Annotated in this window: 12 protein-coding genes; 6 read left to right on the plus strand and 6 right to left on the minus strand. The window is 63.5% G+C overall.

Annotated features, from left to right (window positions below):
• Positions 1-89 precede the first annotated feature (89 nt).
• Both dnaN and gyrB read left to right on the plus strand, forming a co-directional pair.
• A complete protein-coding gene (dnaN, locus tag PIN31009_RS00440) occupies positions 90-1,196 on the plus strand; it encodes a DNA polymerase III subunit beta (protein ID WP_058376642.1) in 1,107 nt (368 codons plus the stop codon).
• 176 nt (positions 1,197-1,372) lie between these two features.
• Positions 1,373-3,850 (plus strand): DNA topoisomerase (ATP-hydrolyzing) subunit B, encoded by a 2,478-nt coding sequence (gyrB, locus tag PIN31009_RS00445; RefSeq protein WP_150682581.1) that lies wholly within the window; start codon positions 1,373-1,375, stop codon positions 3,848-3,850.
• A gap of 114 nt (positions 3,851-3,964) precedes the next feature.
• Here gyrB and PIN31009_RS00450 read toward each other — a convergent pair whose 3' ends face one another.
• Positions 3,965-5,437, minus strand: a complete 1,473-nt coding sequence (locus tag PIN31009_RS00450; protein ID WP_150788950.1) for an alpha/beta hydrolase — start codon at positions 5,435-5,437, stop codon at positions 3,965-3,967.
• Positions 5,438-5,470: 33 nt separating this feature from the next.
• Positions 5,471-7,297: an SLC13 family permease gene (locus PIN31009_RS00455; protein WP_150788951.1), complete on the minus strand. Its 1,827-nt coding sequence runs from the start codon at positions 7,295-7,297 to the stop codon at positions 5,471-5,473.
• A 321-nt stretch (positions 7,298-7,618) separates the two neighbouring features.
• Here PIN31009_RS00455 and PIN31009_RS00460 point away from each other — a divergent pair, with 321 nt between their 5' ends.
• From PIN31009_RS00460 to PIN31009_RS00470, 3 genes are read left to right on the plus strand one after another with little or no spacing between them, the layout of a single operon-like run.
• Positions 7,619-8,821 carry an efflux RND transporter periplasmic adaptor subunit gene (locus tag PIN31009_RS00460; RefSeq protein WP_150788952.1) on the plus strand — a complete coding sequence of 401 codons (1,203 nt, stop codon included), beginning with the start codon at positions 7,619-7,621 and terminating at the stop codon, positions 8,819-8,821.
• A complete protein-coding gene (locus PIN31009_RS00465; RefSeq protein WP_150788953.1) occupies positions 8,818-11,937 on the plus strand; it encodes an efflux RND transporter permease subunit in 3,120 nt (1,039 codons plus the stop codon). Before PIN31009_RS00460 ends, PIN31009_RS00465 begins: the two co-directional genes overlap by 4 nt.
• Positions 11,930-13,408, plus strand: a complete 1,479-nt coding sequence (locus tag PIN31009_RS00470) for an efflux transporter outer membrane subunit (RefSeq protein WP_174996854.1) — start codon at positions 11,930-11,932, stop codon at positions 13,406-13,408. Before PIN31009_RS00465 ends, PIN31009_RS00470 begins: the two co-directional genes overlap by 8 nt.
• A 47-nt stretch (positions 13,409-13,455) precedes the next feature.
• On the opposite strand, the gene PIN31009_RS00475 is transcribed toward PIN31009_RS00470, so the two are convergent.
• The 4 genes from PIN31009_RS00475 to PIN31009_RS00490 all read right to left on the minus strand — a co-directional run bounded on the left by PIN31009_RS00475 (position 13,456) and on the right by PIN31009_RS00490 (position 18,618).
• The gene (locus PIN31009_RS00475) at positions 13,456-14,517 is read right to left on the minus strand and encodes an AI-2E family transporter (protein WP_150788955.1); all 1,062 of its coding nucleotides are present in this window, start codon (positions 14,515-14,517) and stop codon (positions 13,456-13,458) included.
• A gap of 22 nt (positions 14,518-14,539) precedes the next feature.
• Positions 14,540-15,781 (minus strand): phospholipase A, encoded by a 1,242-nt coding sequence (locus tag PIN31009_RS00480; protein ID WP_150788956.1) that lies wholly within the window; start codon positions 15,779-15,781, stop codon positions 14,540-14,542.
• Between the two features lie 67 nt (positions 15,782-15,848).
• Entirely contained in the window at positions 15,849-17,129 is a 1,281-nt protein-coding gene (gene arcA, locus PIN31009_RS00485) for an arginine deiminase (RefSeq protein WP_150788957.1), read from the minus strand.
• Positions 17,130-17,214: 85 nt separating this feature from the next.
• Positions 17,215-18,618 (minus strand): basic amino acid/polyamine antiporter, encoded by a 1,404-nt coding sequence (locus tag PIN31009_RS00490; protein WP_425495448.1) that lies wholly within the window; start codon positions 18,616-18,618, stop codon positions 17,215-17,217.
• A 640-nt stretch (positions 18,619-19,258) separates the two neighbouring features.
• Between PIN31009_RS00490 and PIN31009_RS00495 the strand changes: the two genes are divergently transcribed.
• Positions 19,259-20,680 (plus strand): basic amino acid/polyamine antiporter, encoded by a 1,422-nt coding sequence (locus PIN31009_RS00495; RefSeq protein ID WP_150788958.1) that lies wholly within the window; start codon positions 19,259-19,261, stop codon positions 20,678-20,680.
• Positions 20,681-20,684 lie beyond the last annotated feature (4 nt).

Here is a 20,684-nt window from a genome sequence, read left to right on the forward strand (position 1 = left end):
ATCCCTTTTGCAAGCGATTGATTGGTAAGGGAATCTTCGGGTTATCAGCAGGAACTGGCGCCCGTTAACAGTTACTACGAAGGATAAATATGCAATTGGTCAAAACTCAACGAGACAATCTGCTGCGGCCGCTGCAAATTGTGAGTGGCATCGTCGAGCGTCGCCATACGTTGCCGATTCTGGCCAATTTGCTCATTCGCAAGCACGGACAGGACATCTCGTTCCTCTCCACCGATCTGGAACTCCAGATCACCACGACCGCCGATTGCGGTGCGGGCGCCGATGATGTGGCGACCACCGTGGCGGCGCGCAAGCTGCTCGACATCCTGCGCAACATGCCGGACGCCGAAGTGGCACTCTCGCTGTCGGACAAGCGTCTGACGGTGCAGGCCGGCAAGAGCCGTTTCCAGTTGCAGACGCTGGCCGCGGAAGACTTCCCGACCGTGGCCGAGGCGAAGGATTACGCCGCGAGCTTCGCGTTGCCGCAGCGCACGTTCCGCCAGTTGCTGGCGATGGTGCACTTTGCGATGGCGCAGCAGGACATCCGCTACTACCTGAACGGCATGCTGCTGGTGGTCGACGGTGAAGAGATCAAGGCTGTGGCGACGGACGGTCACCGTCTGGCGTACAGCAGCACGAAGATTGCCGGCGAGAAGTTTGCCAAGCAGGAAGTGATCATCCCGCGCAAGACGATTCTCGAGCTGCAACGTCTGATGGAAGACATCGACGACCCCGTGCAGATCGACGTGGCGCCGAGCCAGGTCAAGTTCCGTTTTGCGAATGTCGAACTGGTGTCGAAGCTGGTCGAGGGTAAGTTCCCGGACTTCACGCGCGTGATTCCGAAGGGCTATGCGAACAGCTTCACGATCAGCCGCGAAGAGCTGCATCGTTCGCTGCAACGTGCAGCGATCGTGACGTCGGACAAATTCAAGGGCGTGCGTTTCACGCTGGCGCCGAATCTGCTGACGATCATCGCGAGCAATTCCGAGCAGGAAGAAGCGCGCGAAGAAATCGAAATCGATTACAGCGGTGACTCGGTGGACATCGGTTTCAACGTCACGTATCTGCTCGACGTGCTGGCCAACCTGAAGGTCGAGCAAGTGAAGATCAGTCTGGGCGACGCCAATTCGAGCGCGTTGATCACACTGCCGGACAACGACGAGTTCAAGTACGTCGTGATGCCGATGCGCATTTAAGCGGAAATTCCGCTACACGCGCCGCCATGCGCGAAGGGGCCGAGCGCCCCTTTGGCGTTTCTAGAGGATGATCCTTTTGCAGGATAAATCGCTCTCCGGGTGCCAAAAGTGCCTGGGAGCGACAGGGTCATGAAGCAGCAAACCGTCAGCAATGACGCAGTAACCGGAAGATTGTCATGAGCGAACAGCAAAAACAGGCCGAAAACGGCTACGGCGCAGCATCCATCCAGATCCTCGAAGGTCTGGAGGCCGTACGCAAGCGTCCAGGCATGTACATTGGCGACACGTCGGACGGTACGGGCCTGCATCACCTGGTGTTCGAGGTGCTGGATAACTCGATCGACGAGGCGCTGGCGGGTTATTGCGACGACATCCACGTGATCATTCACGCGGACAACTCCATCTCCGTGACCGACAACGGCCGCGGCATTCCCACGGGCATCAAGTTCGACGACAAGCACGAGCCGAAGCGTAGCGCGGCGGAAATCGTGATGACCGAATTGCACGCGGGCGGCAAGTTCGACCAGAACAGCTACAAGGTGTCGGGTGGTCTGCACGGCGTGGGCGTGTCGTGCGTGAACGCACTGTCGACGTACCTGAAGCTCACGGTGCGCCGTGACGGCAAGAAGTCCTTCATGGAATTCCACCGTGGCGTGCCGCAGCACCGCGAACTGGAAGTCATCGATGGTGTCGAGACCTCGCCCCTGAAGGTGCTGGGCGATACCGACAAGCGCGGTACCGAAGTGCACTTCCTCGCTGACGAAGAGATCTTCGGCAAGGTTGAATTCCACTACGACATTCTCGCCAAGCGCATGCGCGAGCTGTCCTTCCTGAACAACGGTGTGCGTATCCGCCTGTCGGATCTGCGCACGGGTAAGGAAGAAGACTTCGCTTTCGCGGGTGGCGTGAAGGGCTTCGTCGAGTACATCAACCGCTCGAAGTCGGTGCTGCACCCGACCATCTTCCATGTGATCGGCGAACGCGACGGTATCGGCGTGGAAGTGGCGATGCAGTGGAACGACAGCTACAACGAGTCGGTGCTGTGCTTCACGAACAACATTCCGCAGCGTGACGGCGGCAGCCACCTGACCGGTCTGCGCGCAGCCATGACGCGCGTGATCAACAAGTACATCGACGAGCACGAACTGGCCAAGAAGGCCAAGGTCGAGACGACCGGCGACGATATGCGCGAAGGGTTGACCTGCGTGTTGTCGGTGAAGGTGCCGGAGCCGAAGTTCTCGTCGCAGACGAAGGACAAGCTGGTGTCGTCGGAAGTGCGTGCGCCGGTGGAAGAGTACGTGGCGAAGGCGCTTGAAGAGTTCCTGCTCGAGACCCCGAACGACGCGAAGATCATTTGCGGCAAGATCGTTGAAGCGGCGCGTGCGCGCGACGCAGCGCGCAAGGCACGTGAAATGACGCGCCGTAAGGGCGTGCTCGACGGCGTTGGTTTGCCGGGCAAGCTGGCGGATTGCCAGGAGAAGGATCCGGCGCTGTGCGAAATCTACGTGGTCGAGGGCGACTCGGCAGGCGGTTCGGCCAAGCAGGGCCGCGACCGTAAGTTCCAGGCCATTCTGCCGCTGCGCGGCAAGGTGCTGAACGTTGAGAAGGCGCGTTTCGACAAGCTGATTTCGAGCGAGCAGATCGTCACGCTGATTACCGCGCTGGGTTGCGGCATCGGCAAGGACGACTACAACATCGACAAGCTGCGTTATCACCGCATCATCATCATGACCGATGCTGACGTGGACGGCGCGCACATCCGTACGCTGCTGCTGACGTTCTTCTATCGTCAGGTGCCGGAGCTGATCGAGCGTGGTTACATCTACATCGCGCAACCGCCGCTGTACAAGGTCAAGCACAACAAGGACGAGCGTTACATCAAGGACGAGGCCGAGCTGGCCACGTACATGCTGAAGCTGGCGATGAACAATGCCGAGCTGACGCCGTCGACGGGCGCAACGCCGATTTCGGGCGATGCGCTGGGCGAACTGACGCGCAGCTACCAGTTGGCCGACAGCGTGATCGAGCGTCTGAGCCGTCTGTACGAAGCGTCGGTGCTGACCGCCGTGACCGAAGGTGTCGAGGTCAATCTGGACACTGAGGAAGCCGCAGCGAAGTCGGCGCTCGCGTTGGAAGCGGCGTTGAGCGACGACCCGCTGGCACCGGAAATCACGATCGAGGCGGTGAAGGAAGACGTCGAGAATGCGGAGCCGGTGATTTCGCTGCGCGTGTTGCGTCGTCACCATGGCAACGTGAAGGTGAGCGTGATCGATCCGTACTTCCTGCAATCGGCGGACTTTGCGCAGTTGCAGAAGACGGCCGAGACGTTCAAGGGCCTGATCGGCGAAGGCGCGACGATTCGTCGTGGCGAGCGTTCGCAGCCGGTGGCGAACTTCAAGGCCGCGATGAAGTGGCTGATGGCCGATGCCGAGCGCAATGTGTCGAAGCAGCGCTACAAGGGTCTGGGCGAAATGAACGCGGGACAGCTGTGGGAAACCACGATGGACCCGACCGTGCGCCGCCTGCTGCGCGTGCAGATCGAAGACGCGATTGCCGCGGACGGTATCTTCACCACGCTGATGGGCGACGACGTCGAACCGCGTCGCGCGTTCATCGAGTCGAATGCACTGCGTGCGGGGAATATCGACGTTTAAAGCGTCGTGTTCCTGTCGGGTTTAAACCGGCACGACCCCACAAAAACCACTGCGAAAGTACTTAGAGGGCCTTGAATTTCAAGGCCCTCTTTTTGTTTGCGATAGCCGCACAACTCACTGCGCAGGCGCACCCGTTGCCTCGTCGATGTACTGCTCCATCAACGGGAAGAATGGATTCGACGACAGCCGCAGAAACGTGTCTGCACCGATCACCAGAAAGCCAACTTCGCCCCGCACGGACAACGCACCGAGATGTACGCCGAACGACTCTGTTTCGTCCGGACGGATGCCATAGAGCGAGTCCGACATCGGAAACGGTAACGCCACATGCGACAGCGAGAAGATCTCCTGCGGGTAGCGCAATGCCAGCGGTGTGACGCGGGTATCGGCGCTGCCGGCCTCGGTCACTTGAGCCACCATGTCCGGCGAATCGGGCGTAGCGTTGGTGACGATGGTCGTACGATAGTTGCGCGGCGCGGGCGGCAGCAGACGCAGCATCGCATCCGAAGCGGCGGCCCGGAAGAACGGCACCATCTTCGCCGAACGATTGATGTCGAACAGCACCAACTCACTGCCGTTCGCCGGCAGGCGCTGATACAGCGCGCTTACCACCGCACGCGTGCTGACCGTGAAGTCGAGCACCGAATGGAACGTCAGCACCGGCGGCAGCGTACCGAGCTTGTCCTGACGGGACATGTCGACAATCTGCGACTGCAAGGCGCGCGTCAGCCGGTACGACTGCCGTGCCCCATTCACCGGGAACGAGTTGTATTTGAACGGGTTGAACTCGGGCACGATACCGAGCCACGCCGCCTTGGCGAAAGGCGGCAGATACGCCGGCAGCGCGGCTAACCCCGCAAAGCGGGCGAACGCGGTAATGCCGATCATCGGCGAAATCAGGATCAACCGGTCCGGCCGCGCGAGCTTGGGGTCTTCGATGGCACCCAGCGCGTACTGCATGGCGAGCGCCCCGCCGTTGGAAAAGCCGACGATATGCAACGGCAACGGCGCGGGGACCAGCGTGCGTGCCTCGCGTACCGCCAGACGCGTTGCCGAGGCCCAGTCCTCCCATGTGACATCCGACAGGCCCGACGGCACCGTGCCATGCCCCGGCAGGCGCACAGCGACCACCGCAAAGCCGTCGCGCTGATAGCGCCGGCCGATATGCCGCAGGCTGTAAGGCGAATCCGTCAGACCGTGCAGCAACACGACGACCCCGCGCGGCGCGCCCGCCGGCATCAGCGTATAAGAGCGATTCCAGTCCTGCTGGAAATGCTCGGGATAGATCGGGCTTGCCGGGTTGAAGCGGTTGCTCGGCACCCGCTCCTCGGCGGGCAGATGGTCGCTGACATGCGTGCGCACGTCGTCGAATAAGACATTTTCGTGCGCCAGATACTGCGCCCATGTCGCGTGATCGATATCGTCGTAATGCCAGTCAGGCGGCACGTAGGTGTGCCAGAGCGACAACGCTGGGCCGCGTTGCGTTTCGTAAATGCGCAAGGCGAGGAATGTCGCCAGCACGAGCAACAGGCCGATCACGCACCGCTTGCTCCACTTCTTCACGACGCCGGACAATTTGCTCTGCATGAGGCAATCTTCCTTTGTCTTGCTGACATCGAATCAAGCCGGCCAAAAGACGGGCACCAGCGCCACGCAGATCACGCCTGCCGCCAGCGTAATCGGCACGCCGATCCTGACGAAATCCCGGAAGGTGTAGCCGCCCGCGCTGCTGATCAGCGCGTTGACGGGCGTGGCGATGGGCGAAATATAGGCTGCCGACGCGGCGATCGCAACGGTCATCGCGAACGGCGCCGGCGGCATATGCAAATGCTCCGCCATGGTGATGGCGACGGGCGTCATCAGCACGGCCGTGGGCGTGCTCGACACCACCGTGCCGAAAATCACCGTCAACGCGAAGACGGCGGCCAGCATGCTGTGGATGCCCCACTCGCTCGCCACGTACACCAGACCATCGGCAACCATGTCGATGCCACCGGTTCGTTGCAGTGCAATGGCGAACGGCAGCATGCCGACGATCAGCACGATGCTGCGCCAGTGAATGGCCCGATACGCACTCTCCCAGTTCACGCAGCCGAAAAAACCCATCAGCAGCGCCCCGGTGAGGCCCGCGAACAGGTTCGGAATGCCCGGCATCATGAACATCGCGATCACCAGTGCCGTACACAGCATGGCCTCGATTGCCCGGTGCGGTGCGGGCACGGACGACTCGCTCTCGATCGGCATGGCCAGACAGACCAAGTCATGCTCCACCGATTGCAGCGTGAAGATGCTGTCCCACGGGCCGACCACCAGCAGCGTGTCACCGACCTTGAGCGGCGTCGACTGGAGCCCTTCTGCGACTGGCCCGCCGGCCCGGCGCAGCCCGACGATCGTCACGCCATAACGGCGCAATGCCGAATTGCGCGCGATGCCGCCCACCAGTCCCGAGTCCGGCGGCACGATGACCTCGGCCATGCCGACTTCATGCGTCTGGTCCATGAAATAGGCGCCGGACAGCGTCGTCTGTGCCAGCCGATAGCGCGTGCAGAGGGCCGACACGTCGAAGGCCTCGGCATCGGCATCGGCGTCGAGCAGCAGAATGTCGCCGCCGGCAAGCACCGTGTCGGCATTGCCGAGCAGGACACTGGCACCCATCGGGGTGCGCCGCTCCACGGCGACCACATGGGCGCCGTAGTCATCCGCCAGATCGATGTCGTCGAGCGAGCGGCCGATCAGTGGCGAGGCCGACCGCAGCCGCAGCCAGTGCGCGCGCCCCCGCAGCGAATAGCGCTCGATCCAGTCGCGCATGGTCGGGCGCGGCAGGCTGGCGGCCGGCGTCGGGCCGTGCAGCCGGCGGCTGGCGAACATCATGTAACCGATGGCGACGACAAGCATCGGCGCGCCGACACGCGTGATGTCGAAGAGCCCGAACGCCGGGTACCCCCGGTACACCATGGCGCTGTTGACGACCAGATTCGATGTCGTGGCGACCAGCGTGAGCATGCCGCTGGTCAGGGCGGCCACGCCCACCGGCATGATGAGCCGGGCATGCGGAATCTCCGCCTTGCGGGCGATGTTCAGCACGATCGGGATGAAGATGGCGACGATGGCCGTGGAGCTCATGAACGAACCCATCAAGGCCACCATGAGCATGAGTAGCGCGACGAGCCGGCGTTCGCTCTGGCCGCCATGACGGATCAGGAACTCGCCGACGCGGTGCGCGATACCGGTGCGCACGAGTCCGTCGCCGATGACAAACAGCGACGCAATCAGAATGATGTTGGGATCCGAGAAGCCGGCGACGGCCTCCGGCAATGTGACGATGCCGAGCGTCGGCAGCAGGATGATCATGATCAACGCGACGGCGTCCGTGCGGGGGCGTCCCACTACGAACATGACGATGGCGCTGAACAGCAGGCCGACGGTGAGCAGGAGATCGGTGGACACTGGACTGTGTTGGGGACGACACGTTCGGAATCCTTCGCCAGTCGATTCTATAGCATCGACACGCGGGTCTGGCGACGGCGTTTTGCAACCGATCGATCGCCCGATCCATCGGCGCCACACCTTCCCATGCTGGTATCCATTGCGCCGACGCGCGCCGCGCAAGTAATAAAAATTACTCCGTGCATCGTCTTGCATGACCGCGCGCAATCCTGCGCAAATTTTCGAATAGACTGGATCGCAAGAGGCCGAGCGCCATCGAAGTAGCGAATTCTGTGCGACACGTTCCGGGACGTACCGAAGGTCCCGACTTAGGAGTTTGTCATGCCGGCGCATCGCCTCGATACGACATCTTCGACTCGCCTTCGACAGGCCTGCCACCATCGCTCGATTCGCTTTGCCTCCTGTTGTCTCTGCCTGACGCTGCTCGCAAGCTGCGGCCAGCGGGACAAGCCACCGGCCGAAGCCGTCGCCCGCCCGGTCAAGCTGTTCACGGTGGCCGGTAGCGACACGGCGTCACTGCGCGAATTCTCCGGCCGGGTCGAACGCACGAACGTCTCGCCGCTGGCATTCCAGGTGCCCGGGCGCGTTGTCGAGATCCTCGTGCTCGACGGTCGACGCGTCGTCAAAGGCCAACTGCTCGCGAGGCTCGACGCAGAACCGTTCGAACTCCAGCTCCGGCGCGCCGAAGCGCAGTACGCTCAACTGTCCAGCGACGTACAACGCAAATCGGAACTCCATTCGGACGGCATCCTGTCGGACGGCGCCTTCGAGCAACTCAAGAGCGCGCTCGTGTCCGCCGGCGTTGCCCGCGATCTGGCCCGGCGCGACCTGCGCAACACACGACTCGTCGCACCGTTCGACGGCCGCGTCCTACAACGCAATATCGAAACGGAACAGACCGTGCAAGCCGGCGCACCGGCCATGAGCTTCGAATCGCTCAACCGCGCCGATATCGGTATCGAGCTGCCTCAGAGCCTCGTCGAACGCTTGCCGCTCAACGCGTCGCTACACGCGCAAGCATGGACGACGGATCGGCCCGACGAACGCATCGAGCTCCAGTATCGCGAGTCGTCCGTCGCCGCCGGCCCGCAGGGCGCGTCGTATCGGTTGATCTTTACGGCGGCGTCGCGCGTGCCCGAGAGACTGCTGCCGGGCATGGCCGTGCGTGTCAGGCTGACCACGCCCCTACCCGCCGTCGCGGCGTCAACGTCGTCCTCCGCCGCCGCGGCGGCCGCCCCCACTCCCGCCTCTGCCGCCGCCGCAGCGACCGCCACCGCCACGGCCCAAACCACGCTGCCGTTCAGCGCACTGGCGGCCGCGCCCGACGGCACACACCGCGTGTGGCGCGTGCAAGGCCCGGACCGCCGGGTGCATGCCGTCACGGTCAACCCACGCGAGATTCATGATGCCGACGGCACCGTCGAAGTCACCGGCGCGCTCGCACCCGGCGACACGATCGTGGCCGCCGGCGTGAATCAACTGAAGGAAGGAGACGCCGTCCGGCCGCTGGGAGCCTCGCGATGAATCTCGCCCGCCCCCTGATCGAGCGGCCGCTGATCGCGTCGATGATCGCGCTGGCCTGCCTGCTCGGCGGCCTGTTCGCCTACGTCAACATCGGCCGTCTGGAAGACCCGAAATTCACGATCAAATCCGCCATGGTCGTGACGACGTTCCCCGGCGCCAGTGCGGCCGACGTCGAACGTCAGGTCACCGATCTGCTGGAAAGCTCCATCCAGCAGATGGAGCAAATCGACGTGGTGACATCCCGCTCGCTGCCCGGCTACTCCGAGATTCGCGTCAACATTCGCGACACCTATACGACCGATCAACTGCCTCAGGTCTGGGACGAGTTGCGGCGCTCGGTCGGCGACGTCCAGCCCCGGCTGCCCGCAGGCGCAGGCCCGTCCGTGGTCGTGGACCGCTTTGGCGACGTCTACGGCATGTTCTACGCGCTGACAGGCGACGGCTATACCGACGCAGAACGCTTCGCCTACGCCCGCGAGCTGCGCCGCCAGCTACTAACGATGCCCGACGTATCCGACGTCGTGATCGGCGGCAACCAAACCGAACAGGTGCGGGTGGACGTGCCGCAGTCGTCACTGATCGCTGCGAATCTCTCGTCCGACGACATCGCGCAGGCCCTCGCGCTGCAAGGCGAAACGCGAACGGCCGGCCGCCTGCGCGTGGCCGGCACCGACGTGCGCATCGCGCCCACCGGGCAGATCAACTCGGTGGCCGACGTCGCTGCGCTGCCCGTGGGCGCCACCGCCGGCCCGATCCAGTTGGGAGACATCGCGCGCGTGTCGGCCGGCTACGCCAGCGTGCCTACCCAACTGATTCGTTACGACGGCCAACCGGCACTGACCATCGGCATCAGTGCCAGAGCCAACGTCAACGTCGTGAAGGTCGGCCGGGACGTGAAGGCGAAACTGGACGCACTGACACGCGACCGCCCCATCGGTATGACGTTGCACACGCTCTACGACCAGCCGGAAATCGTCGATGCCAGCGTCAAGGGTTTCATGTTCGACGTCTTTCTGTCCGTGGTGATTGTCGGCGTCGCGCTCGGTATCGGTCTGGGCTGGCGCGCCGGCGTCATCCTGAGCGCGGAGCTGCTCCTGTCGATTCTGGGCACGCTGGCCATCATGTATGCGGCCGGCATCGAGCTGGAGCGTATCTCGCTCGGTGCGCTGATCATCGTCATGGGGATGCTTACCGACAACACGATCGTCGTTTGCGAAGGCATGCTCGTGCAGATCGAGCGCGGCAAGTCGCACATCGAAGCGGCCGGAGACGTCCTGCGCCAGCAGCAGTGGGTGCTGCTGGCCTCGACGATCGTGGGTATTCTCGCGTTCTCCGGCATTGGCCTGTCGCCGGACGCCGTCGGCGAATTTTGCTTCTCGCTGTTCGCCGTGGCGGCGATCTCGCTGCTGCTCAGTTGGGTGATCGCGGTCGCGCTCACCCCGTTGTTCGGCAAATATCTGTTCAAGCTGAAACCGAAAACCGACGACGCCGCGTCGGGCCAGCCGGAATATGGCGGTGCCGTCTACACCCGCTATCGCCGCGTGCTCACGTGGGTCATCCCGCGCCGCGCTGCCGCCATCGCCGGGCTGATCGTGCTCACGGCGCTGGGCATCTTCGGCTTCCGCTATGTCGAGCAGAGCTTCTTCCCGCAGTCGACCACGCCGATGTTCTACGTCGACATGCGCCTGCCGCGCGGCACCGATATCGCCGCGACCTCGGCGCGCGCCGCCGCCGTCGAGCGCGCGCTGAGCAATCGCAAGGGGGTCGAGAACGTCGCCACGTACGTCGGCGGCGGCGCGACGCGCTTCGTGCTGGTCTACGAGCCGGAGGCGCGCGATCCGGGCTATGCCCAGTTCATCGTGCAGGTAAAGAGCGCTGGCGACATCGACGGCATGGCACCCGGCATCCTTGCCTCGTTGCGGGCCGATCACCCCGAGGCGCAGTGGACCGTGTCACGGCCCAGCTTCGGGCCGGGCGGCGGCACGCCGATTCAGGTGCGCCTGCAAGGCCCCGATCCTGCTGTGCTGCGTCAGCTTGGCGACAAGGTCAGTCATGCCCTGCTCGCCGATAACGATATCGACGGCGTTCGCGACGACTGGGAGCAGCCGATAGAAGTCTTGCGGCCGCTGTTCGATGAGTCCCGGGCGCGCGCCGCCGGGGTCACGCGCCGGCAGTTCGGCGACGTACTGGCCTACGCCACTGACGGCCTGACAAGCGGTGTGTTCCGCGAAGAAGACCAGATCATCCCGATCGTATTGGCCGAGCCGAATGCCGTGCGCGGCACCGATCGCCTGCGCAACCTGCAAGTGTTCAGCGCCACGCAACGGCGTTACGTACCCATTGCCGATGTCACGGACGGTTTCGCGATCCGCACCGAGGAAGGCGGCTTTGCCCGCCGCGAACGTATTCGGACGCTGACGGTGTTCGCGGGCGTCAAATACGGCCACAACAGCGTCGCAGCCTTCGAGCGCATTCGCGGCGCGGTCGAAGCCATTTCGCTGCCGCCCGGCTATCACATGGAATGGGGGGGCGAGCATGAGTCTTCGTCGAAGGCGCAGGCCAGTCTGTTCCGGCAATTGCCGATGGGTTTCCTCGCGATGATCCTGATCGTGCTGTTCATGTTCCGCCGTGTGAAATCGGCGCTGGTGGTGCTGTTCGTCGTGCCCATGGGCATCATCGGCGTCACATTCGGACTGACCGTGTTTCGCGGCACGTTCGGCTTCATGTCGCTGCTCGGCCTGTTGAGTCTGGTCGGCATGATGATCAAGAACGGCGTCGTGCTCGTGCAGGAAATCGACCATCAGGTAGAAACGGGCGTCGCCCCGTACGATGCGATCGTCGACGGCGCCATGAGCCGCCTGCGCCCGGTGGCGCTGGCAGCCGGCACGACCATTCTCGGCATGGTGCCGCTGCTTTGGGACCCCTTCTTCAAGGACATGGCGATCACGATGATGTCGGGGCTGGCCTTCGCCACCGTGCTGACGATGGTGGCCGTGCCGGCGCTCTACGCACTGCTCATGAAGGTACGCGCGAGGCCCGGGGCGTCCCCGGCGGACAGCCCTCGCGGCGGCAGCGTTCCCCCGGCGAGTGCAGGAGGCCAGCATGCGGATGCCTGATCGACAACGCTGCCGCGCCTTGACGCGAAGCGTGACGGCAACGGTGCTGAGCGCAACACTTGCCGCCTGCTATGGCCCATTGAAACTTGCGGACGAGACGCCCGTACCGACCCAGTACACCGAAGCCGCGCCGTCGGTGCCGACACCGCCCGACGACGCGGCGCTCGCCGTCTGGTGGCAGCAGTATCACGACGACACGATGACGTTTATCGTGACGACCGCGCTCGCGCAGAATCAGGACATCCGCGTCGCCGCTGGCCGGCTGGACGAGGCGCGCGCAACCATCGATGCGGCTCGCTCGCAACTATTCCCGACGATCGGCGCGGGCGTGGACGGCTTGCGTTACTACGGCGGGCCAACGTCGCTCGAGTTCCAGCAACTGCTCGGGGTCAACGATCTGACGGCCCAGATGTGGCGCGGCGCGCTACAAGCGCAGTGGGAAGTCGACGTTTTCGGGCGCGGCCGCGACCGGCTGTCGGCGACGAAGTCGCTGGCAGCGGCAGCCGCAGGCGACGTCGAAGCGGTGCGATTGAGTGTGGCTGCTGCTGCCGCCGATCTCTACATCAATTACCGTGGGCTGCAACAGCAGCATGACCTGCTGAACGCCAGCGAGTCGATCGCCAGCGATTTCGTGACGATCGCGCAGAAAAGCTTTACGGCAGGTGTCGTACTGAGCACAGACATCCGGGTTGCACAGGCGGGACTGGCGCAGGTGCGCGCCCGGCGGGCCGACGTTGACGTTGCGATCGTGCAGGCTCGGCTCGGGCTGGAGAACCTCTGCGCCCTGCCGCCGGGTAGCCTGACGCAGCGGCTCGCGGGGCCGGGTGCCCTGCCCCCGGCCTTGCCGGCCATCGGGCCGGGGCAGCCCATCGACCTGATGCGCCGCCGCCCCGACTTGATCGCCGCACAGGCGCGGCTGGAGGCGAGCATTAGCCAATCGGATGCCGCCCGCAAAAACTACTGGCCGACCTTCTCGCTCGCGGGCACGCTGGCGCGCAACGGCTGGGAGCTTGCCGGACAGACGCTGGCACCGAGCACCTTCTGGCTGTTCAACATCGCGGCAATGGTGCCGCTGATCGATTTCGGTGCACGCAAATCGCAGGTGGACGCCTCCGACGCCCGCGCCCGGCAGGCGCTCGCGATGTACGACAAGACGGCCATGACGGCGCTCTTCGATGTCGAACGCGCGCTCGCCCGCCTGTCGCGGCAGGCGGAAGTGCTCGCCAGCCGGCGCGAAGAAGTGGCCCAGCGCAATCGCGTGCTGTCCAACGTGCAGCGGCAGTACGCCGTCGGCGACAACGGCAGGCTCGATATCGACCAGTCGCGGCTGGCGCTGCTGGAGAGTCAGTCGGCACAGGTTAGGGAGCAGGTGGCGCAGCTTCAGGCGCAGGTCGCCCTGTTCCGCGCGATGGGGGGCGGGTGGCAGGCCAACGCGATACCGGGTGACGGCGCAGCAACCGACACGCAGTGAATATCTGCGGCCCACATCAGCGGCACACCGCGCGGCGTATGCGCTTCTCAGCCTGAAGTCTTCGAGACTTGCGAGGGTACGGGATCTCTCGTGAGCAACGTCGCGAGCGGACGTGTCGGCCCGAAGGCGGCGCAGATGATGGTGAACGCTACCGTGCCGGGCACGGCGAGAAACGCGCCGGCCACGCCCCAGATCGCGCCCCAGACCGCCAGACTCATCAGGATGACCGATGCGCTCAGGTTCATCGAGCCGCCCATCAGCCACGGGTCGAGCAGATTGCCAACCAAGAAATTTAGGATACCGAGTGAAACGAGCAGAAAGGTCGGCTCATTCCACCCCCCGAATTGCAGTACGCCGAGCAGCGCCGGCAATGCCACCGAAACGATCGCTCCCGCATACGGTACGAAGTTGAGCACGACGATCAGCACCGCCAGCGGCCCGGCGAACTCAAGGCCCACGATGTGCATGCAGACCCAGCTCAGAATGCCCAGCACGGCCCCCAACAACGCTTTGAGCGCCAGATAGGTGCCGATCCGGGCATTGATGTCGTCGATGACCGACGCGAAATCCGGTTTCCGGTGCATCACCGCCAGCAACTTCTGGCGAAAGCGGTCGTGCTCGACCAAAAAGAACCCCGCATACAGCAGCACCAGCACGATGGTGGCGATGATCGACGACACCGAGCCGATCAGCGTTGCCAGCAGCGCCTGAATGTTGACGGCGCCCAGTATCTCCCGCCGCATGGCTGCCCACGTCGGCTCGGTCTCGATGTGCAGCAGCACCGCAGCCTTGGACAGCAGCGCCAGCAGCGTCGCTTCGTAGCGGGGGGCCACGGCCACCATACGATTCGTGTCCGCCAGCAGCAGATCGATGCCGAGCCAGACCACCAGCACGATGAGCAGCGCGGCGCTGCCGTAGCGAACGCCTGAGCGTAAGCGCCGGCCGTAACGCGGCAGATAGCGGAATATCTCGGCCAGCCCGAACACGATATAGGTCACGATCATGGCAAACGCGATCGGCACCACCACCGAGCGGCCAACGTGAATCGTCCAGCCGACGATGGTGACGATGATCAGCACGCACGTACACGTGATCAGATCCTGTTTCATGGGGCGTCCGGCGTCAGCCGTCTCAACGCGACACGGCAAAGCCGATACGCGCCATCCACCGATGCTTGTTGTAGTCGAGGATGTCTTCGCCGTAACCGTTGAAGTATCCGACCCAGAGATAGCCGCCCCACGCGTTGTTGATCAGCTTGGCCAGCGGATAGGTGAGTTGCGTGTCGATGCTGCCCTTGCCGGCCTTCATCCCTTTGCGCAGCGTGGCCGCAAGTTGCCACCCGTCGGTGCTGCCGTACTTGAGCAACAGGTCGACATAGCCGCGATAGTCGGCGATATCGCGGTTTTCTTCGGCCTTGTGTTCATACCAGTAGATCTTCGGCGCCACGGTCAGGTGGTAGCCGTCGAGATTGCCGAAGTCGAGGATCGGTTTGACGAACATGATGTCGATGCCGCGCGATTCGGGCCCGTCGCGGCCGTTCGACTCGTGCTCGTATCCGCCCGCGAAGCCCAGCCGGCTGAACCAGCTGGATTTCCAGCCGGTATCTTCCACGTAATAGAACATCGACGGCTTGTAGCTGTTGTCGCGGAACGGCGCCGATTCTTCGCGCATCGCCCAGAACGACGTCTGGGTATAGGCGAAGTAGAGATTGTCGAAGAAGCCCTTCGAGCGCGGATCGTCCGGCATGATCATGCGGAACTTCAAGCTGATCTGGAAGCGCGCGAGGTTCTCGCTGTTCGACCCAAGACCATCGGCGAAGTAGGTCGGCTCGTACATGCTGAGGCGGCCGCCGAACCAGCTTGGGACATCCGGCGACGTGCCACTGGCCGCCAAATCGATCGGCTTTCCGGCAGGCGCGGCATCACCCGACGCGCTCGCGGGCAGGTTGCCCCAGCCCGCGGCTGCGGCCGACGCGTCGGCAGTCGTTTCCGCCGTCGTGCCGCCGCCCTTCACGCGAGTCAGCACGACAGTCGAGGGCGAGACGTCCATCGCCGGCACGTCGACACGCAACGCCCCGCGCGCCCATTCCGGCCACGGCGCCTCGTACGTGACGGCCTGCATCGCACCGGCCGCCAGTGTCACGTGCGCCGGGGCCGACGCCGCACGTTGCAGCGTCACGGCGCGTGGCAGCGCTTCGCCATTGGTCAGCGTGATCGTCAGTTGCTCGGGCACATCGGCATCGACGCCGTTGGTGTCGCCCGCATAGAGGATTGTCACGGCCAGCGGCCGGTCCGAGCGCGCCTCGCGCGGCGGACGCAGCACCGAGACCGCTGCCAGACAAAGCGCGGGACAGAGCAGGACGGCCGCCGCCACGAGGTGCCTTAGGACCCGTCCTTGCTCCTGCCTCTGCCCCCGCCGGTTTCGCAACGGCGGCGTCACTTCAGAAATCCACGGCGTCGCGGATGATCGGGCACGTCATGCAGTGGCCGCCGCCGCGTCCTCGGCCAAGCTCGGCCCCGACGATGGTCACGACCTCGATGCCGGCCTTGCGCAGCAGGGTGTTCGTGTACGTATTTCGGTCGTATGCGAACACCACACCGGGCGATGCACAGACCAGATTCGCGCCGCTGTCCCACTGGGTGCGCTCGCGCTGATAATCACTGCCGCCCGCTTCCACGACGCGCAGCTTCTTGAGTCCCAGCGCTTCGGCCACGACATCGACGAACGGCTTGCGCTCGGCATGCAACTCCACCCCGGCGGGCCCGTCGCTCGGCCGGTAAGAGAACGTACGCGTTTGCGACATGAAGTCGGGCGCGACCAGCACGCAGTCGCGATCGGCGAAGGTGAACACGGTATCCAGATGCATGGCGGCACGAATCTTCGGCATCGCCGCGACGATCACGCGCTCGGCGGCACCGCGCTTGAACAGCTCATTGGCCAGTTGGCTGATGGCCTGACGCGACGTGCGCTCGCTCATCCCGATCAGCACGGTCTTGTTGCCGATCGGCATGACGTCGCCCCCTTCGAGCGTGGCCAGACCGTGATCCTGCGTCGGGTCGCCCCACCAGACATTCACCTTGCCGGCGAAGTCCGGATGAAAGCGATAGATGGCGGTCGTGAGAATGGTTTCCTCGTGACGCGCCGGCCAATACAGCGGGTTGAGCGTCACGCCGCCGTAGATCCAGCACGTCGTGTCGCGCGTGTAGAGCGTGTTGGGCAGCGGCGGCAGCAGGTATTCGGTGGCGCCGGCGGCTTCGCGCACCACCTTCAGTGCCGCACCGCCGTGAGTCTCGGGGAAGTCGTGAATCGAGAGGCCGCCGAGCAGCGTCTCGGCCAGCTTGCGATTGTCCAGTCCTTCCAGATAGCTGCGCAGTTCGTCGATAAAGCCCAGCCCGACCTGATTCGGCACCACCTGATTGTCGAGAATCCACGCCTTGCCCTCGGGCACCGCCACCGTTTCCGCGAGCAGGTTGTGCATTTCCACCACGTCCACGCCTTTGTCGCGCAGCTTGGTGATGAAGTCGAAGTGGTCGCGCTTGGCGTTCTCCACCCACAGCACGTCGTCGAACAGCAGTTCGTCGCAGTTGCTCGGCGTCAGCCGCGAATGCGCCAGACCCGGCGCGCAGACCATCACCTTGCGCAACTGGCCGACCTCGGAATACACGCCGAACGGACTGTCTTTCACCGAAACGCCGGCGTCTCCGCCTTGGGACTTGGTCATGTCGATCTCCGTATTGATCTCTCGTGCAAGAAATGGCGAAGTGCGGCAGCACGGGCACGGCGCTTCGCGACGGCAAGGTATTCGGTCACACGGCGATATAGCCCGTGGCCAGACCGACGACACCGGCGACGGCCGCGATAACGATCACCGCGAAAATGCCGATGTCGACGGCGCCCTGAAACACCGGCAAGCCGCGCTCACGCCGGGCCCAGAAATAGAGGGCGGTTCCCGGCGCGTACAACACCGCCGACAGCAGCACATACGAGAGCCCGCCGGCGATGATCATGAATACCGTGTAGATGACTGCGACCAGCGCGAAGGCGAGATCGCGATTGCGTTCCTGCGGGCGAACTTCATAGCTCTCGCCCCGGCGCGCGAGTATCACGCCATAGGCCGCCACAAACAGATACGGAATCAGGGCCATCGAACTGGTGAGGTTCAGCATCAACGTGAACGCATCGCGCGAGAAATACGTACTCGCGACCAGCAGTTGCACGATGATGTTCGTGATCCACAGCGCATTGGCCGGCACCTCGTTGGCGTTTTCTTTCGCGAACAGCACCGGCATGTCCTTGTTCTTCGCCGCCGCGAACATCACTTCCGCGCAGATCAGCGACCATGCCAGATAGGCGCCCAGCACCGACACCACCAGACCGATGCTGACGAACAGGCCGCCCCACGGACCCACCAACTGCTCGAGCACCGCGGCCATCGACGGCTGACGCATGCCGGCCACATCGGTGCGCGGGAGCACCGCAAACGGCAGCATCGACACCAGCACCATCAGCGCCGTAACGGCGCAAAAACCGGTAATCGTTGCGAACCCGACGTCCTCGCGCTTCTTGGCATAACGGGAATAGACGCTGGCGCCTTCGATACCGATGAACACGAATACCGTCACGAGCATGGTCGCGCGCACCTGCTGCACGATGCCGCCCTCCTGCGCCGCCAGCTGGATGTTCAGGCTGAACATGTCGGCCTTGTAGGCGAACGCCAGAATCACGATGAACACGATGATCGGAATCACTTTCGCGAACGTCACCACCGTGTTGATGAAGGCGGCCTGCTTAACGCCGCGCAGGATCAGGAAGTGGAACAACCAGATCCCGACGGATGCCACGAGAATCGCGACGAGCGTGTTGCCGTCGCCGAACACCGGGAAGAAGGCGCCGAGCGTTGACTTGATCAGCACCCAGTAGGACACGTTGCCGATACAGCTGCCGATCCAGTAGCCGAAGGCGGACAGAAACCCCGGGTAGTCGCCAAAAGCCTCCTTGGCGTACATGAACACACCGGCATCGAGGTCGGGTTTTCGCTGCGCCAGATGCTGGAAGACCCGCGCCAGCGTGTACATGCCGATGCCGGCGATCACCCACGCTATCACCGCGCCCACGGGCCCCGTGGCGTTGGCAAACGTGCGGGGCAGCGAGAAAATCCCCGCCCCGACCATACCGCCCACCACCATGGCGGTGAGTTGAATACGACTCATTTTCGCTGTCGAATTGGACATTCGTGGCCTCACCGGGTTGAAGCGCGAACGATGCCGGAAACGCAGTCCGTGGCGTCGAACAGGATTGTGTGCAGGAATGGCCCGAAGGCGGATGTTACTGGCGCGTCTGGTGGATCATCGCGCGGGGAACTGCGACGACGTCGGGCGCTGCCGGTGGAGACGGCGAACCCGGGAGTTGTGAGGAACGGACGGCGGACACCGCGTGATGGCCGCCTGAAAGTCTGAACATGCGCAGGACAGGATGAAGCATTAGCGATGCATCGTTACGCATTCCATTCTCCCGAGAAAATGAAGCCACGCATCTTGCCGACCCAAACTTCCCCCCGCGCGCGGCACTTATCTATCGGGACACGGAGTAATTAAAATTACTCGCGTTAAGCATTAAATAACGACGTTGTCCCGACGGTAAGGAATCCGCAAATATTTTCTTATCGTGCTGGTGAGTAGATCAGACAAAAATTTTGTCGCAACGAGTATGCTGCTTGAAATTCTCTGTCTGTCTCCCATCCGATGCATAAGGCAGAGTAGACCATTTGCAACTACTGCGCATAGGAAATTTAACGGCGACAGCCAGTTAGTTTTCCTCAAGAGCAGCGAGACTGCATCACGGTGAGGGCGCATGAATTCAACCAATCCAACCAAGACGTCGTTGCCTGCGCTGTGGGCGATGGTTGTGGGTTCGATGGTCGGCGCGGGCATCTATTCCTTGCCGCGAAATTTCGCATTGGCAACCGGACCGGCAGGCGCCATCGTGTCTTGGTGCATCGCCGGCGGCGGCATGTATCTGCTGGCGCGCATCATTCAATATCTCGCCGAAATCAGACCTGATTTGGACTCCGGAATATTTGCGTACGCGCGCGATGGATTCGGCGATTACGCGGGATTCATCTCGGCCTTCGGCTATTGGATGGCAGGCTGTTTCGGCAATGTCTCTTACTGGGTATTGATTAAGTCGACACTCGGCACTTTCATTCCCGTATTCGGCGACGGCAATACGCTCACGGCCATTGCCGTGTCGTCGGTTGGCATATGGTGCTTTCACTGGATGCTGCTGCGCGGTGTGCGACAGGCCACTTTGATCAACGCGATTCTCACGGTGATCAAAGTGCTGCCCATCTTTGCGTTCGTCGGCATTCTGGTTTTCAAGATCGATCCGGACGTATTCGCGTCGAACTGGCAAGCCGGCAACACGTCGCTGGGCTCACAGGTATCGGCCACCATGCTGGTGACGGTATTCGTCTTTCTGGGCATCGAGGGTGCCAGCGTCTACTCGCGGCACGCGCGCAGCCGCAAGGATGTCGGCATCGCGACGCTGGCAGGCTTCGCGTTCGTGCTGCTCCTGCTCGTGCTGGTCACGCTGCTGCCTTTCGGCGTGCTTGAACAGGCCGATATCGCGGGGATGCGGCAACCGTCGATGGCGGCCGTGCTGGGTGCCGTCGCCGGTCCGGCGGGGGCGGCGTTTATTTCGGCTGCCCTGATCCTGTCGGTGTTGGGGGCCTACCTCGCGTGGTCGCTGATCTGCGCCGAAGTGGTCTACGCCACGGCACTGGCCGGTGGCTTGCCGAAGGCCTTCGCGCACCTGAACGCGAAGCAGTTGCCCGCCAATGCGATCTGGCTCACATCGGCCGTCGTGCAGGCGTTTGTGATCAGCACGTATTGGTCCAGCGACGCCTTCTCGCTGATGCTGCGCATGACGAGCACGATGGCGTTGATCCCGTATCTGCTGGTCGCGCTGTTCGGACTGAAGGTGGTGGCGCGACAATCATCCGATGCCGACCCCGATACGCAACGCGGGCGAACGGCGCGCTACGGCATTGCCATCGGCGCCACGGTGTACACAGCGTTCCTGCTCTATACCTGCGGCATCGACCTGATGCTGATGGCCGCCTTGCTCTATGCGCCGGGCAGCCTGCTCTACGCGTGGGCACGACATCGGCACGGGCAGCCGCTGTTCTCGCGCCGGGAATGGTGCGCTTTTGCCGTCGTCATGGGGTGTGCCGGCGTCGCCATCGTCACCATGACGGGCATGACGCTGAGGTAGCGCC

Source organism: Pandoraea iniqua (assembly GCF_902459685.1).
GTDB classification, from domain to species: domain Bacteria; phylum Pseudomonadota; class Gammaproteobacteria; order Burkholderiales; family Burkholderiaceae; genus Pandoraea; species Pandoraea iniqua.

Bases quoted from the DNA above. Each gene is read 5' to 3' on its own strand.
- PIN31009_RS00465 (WP_150788953.1), top strand. From the start codon at position 8,818: ATGAATCTCGCCCGCCCCCTGATCGAGCGGCCGCTGATCGCGTCGATG.
- PIN31009_RS00460 (WP_150788952.1), top strand. From the start codon at position 7,619: ATGCCGGCGCATCGCCTCGATACGACATCTTCGACTCGCCTTCGACAG.
- gyrB (WP_150682581.1), top strand. From the start codon at position 1,373: ATGAGCGAACAGCAAAAACAGGCCGAAAACGGCTACGGCGCAGCATCC.
- PIN31009_RS00475 (WP_150788955.1), bottom strand. From the start codon at position 14,517: ATGAAACAGGATCTGATCACGTGTACGTGCGTGCTGATCATCGTCACC.
- arcA (WP_150788957.1), bottom strand. From the start codon at position 17,129: ATGACCAAGTCCCAAGGCGGAGACGCCGGCGTTTCGGTGAAAGACAGT.
- PIN31009_RS00470 (WP_174996854.1), top strand. From the start codon at position 11,930: ATGCCTGATCGACAACGCTGCCGCGCCTTGACGCGAAGCGTGACGGCA.
- PIN31009_RS00490 (WP_425495448.1), bottom strand. From the start codon at position 18,618: ATGAGTCGTATTCAACTCACCGCCATGGTGGTGGGCGGTATGGTCGGG.
- PIN31009_RS00450 (WP_150788950.1), bottom strand. From the start codon at position 5,437: ATGCAGAGCAAATTGTCCGGCGTCGTGAAGAAGTGGAGCAAGCGGTGC.
- dnaN (WP_058376642.1), top strand. From the start codon at position 90: ATGCAATTGGTCAAAACTCAACGAGACAATCTGCTGCGGCCGCTGCAA.
- PIN31009_RS00495 (WP_150788958.1), top strand. From the start codon at position 19,259: ATGAATTCAACCAATCCAACCAAGACGTCGTTGCCTGCGCTGTGGGCG.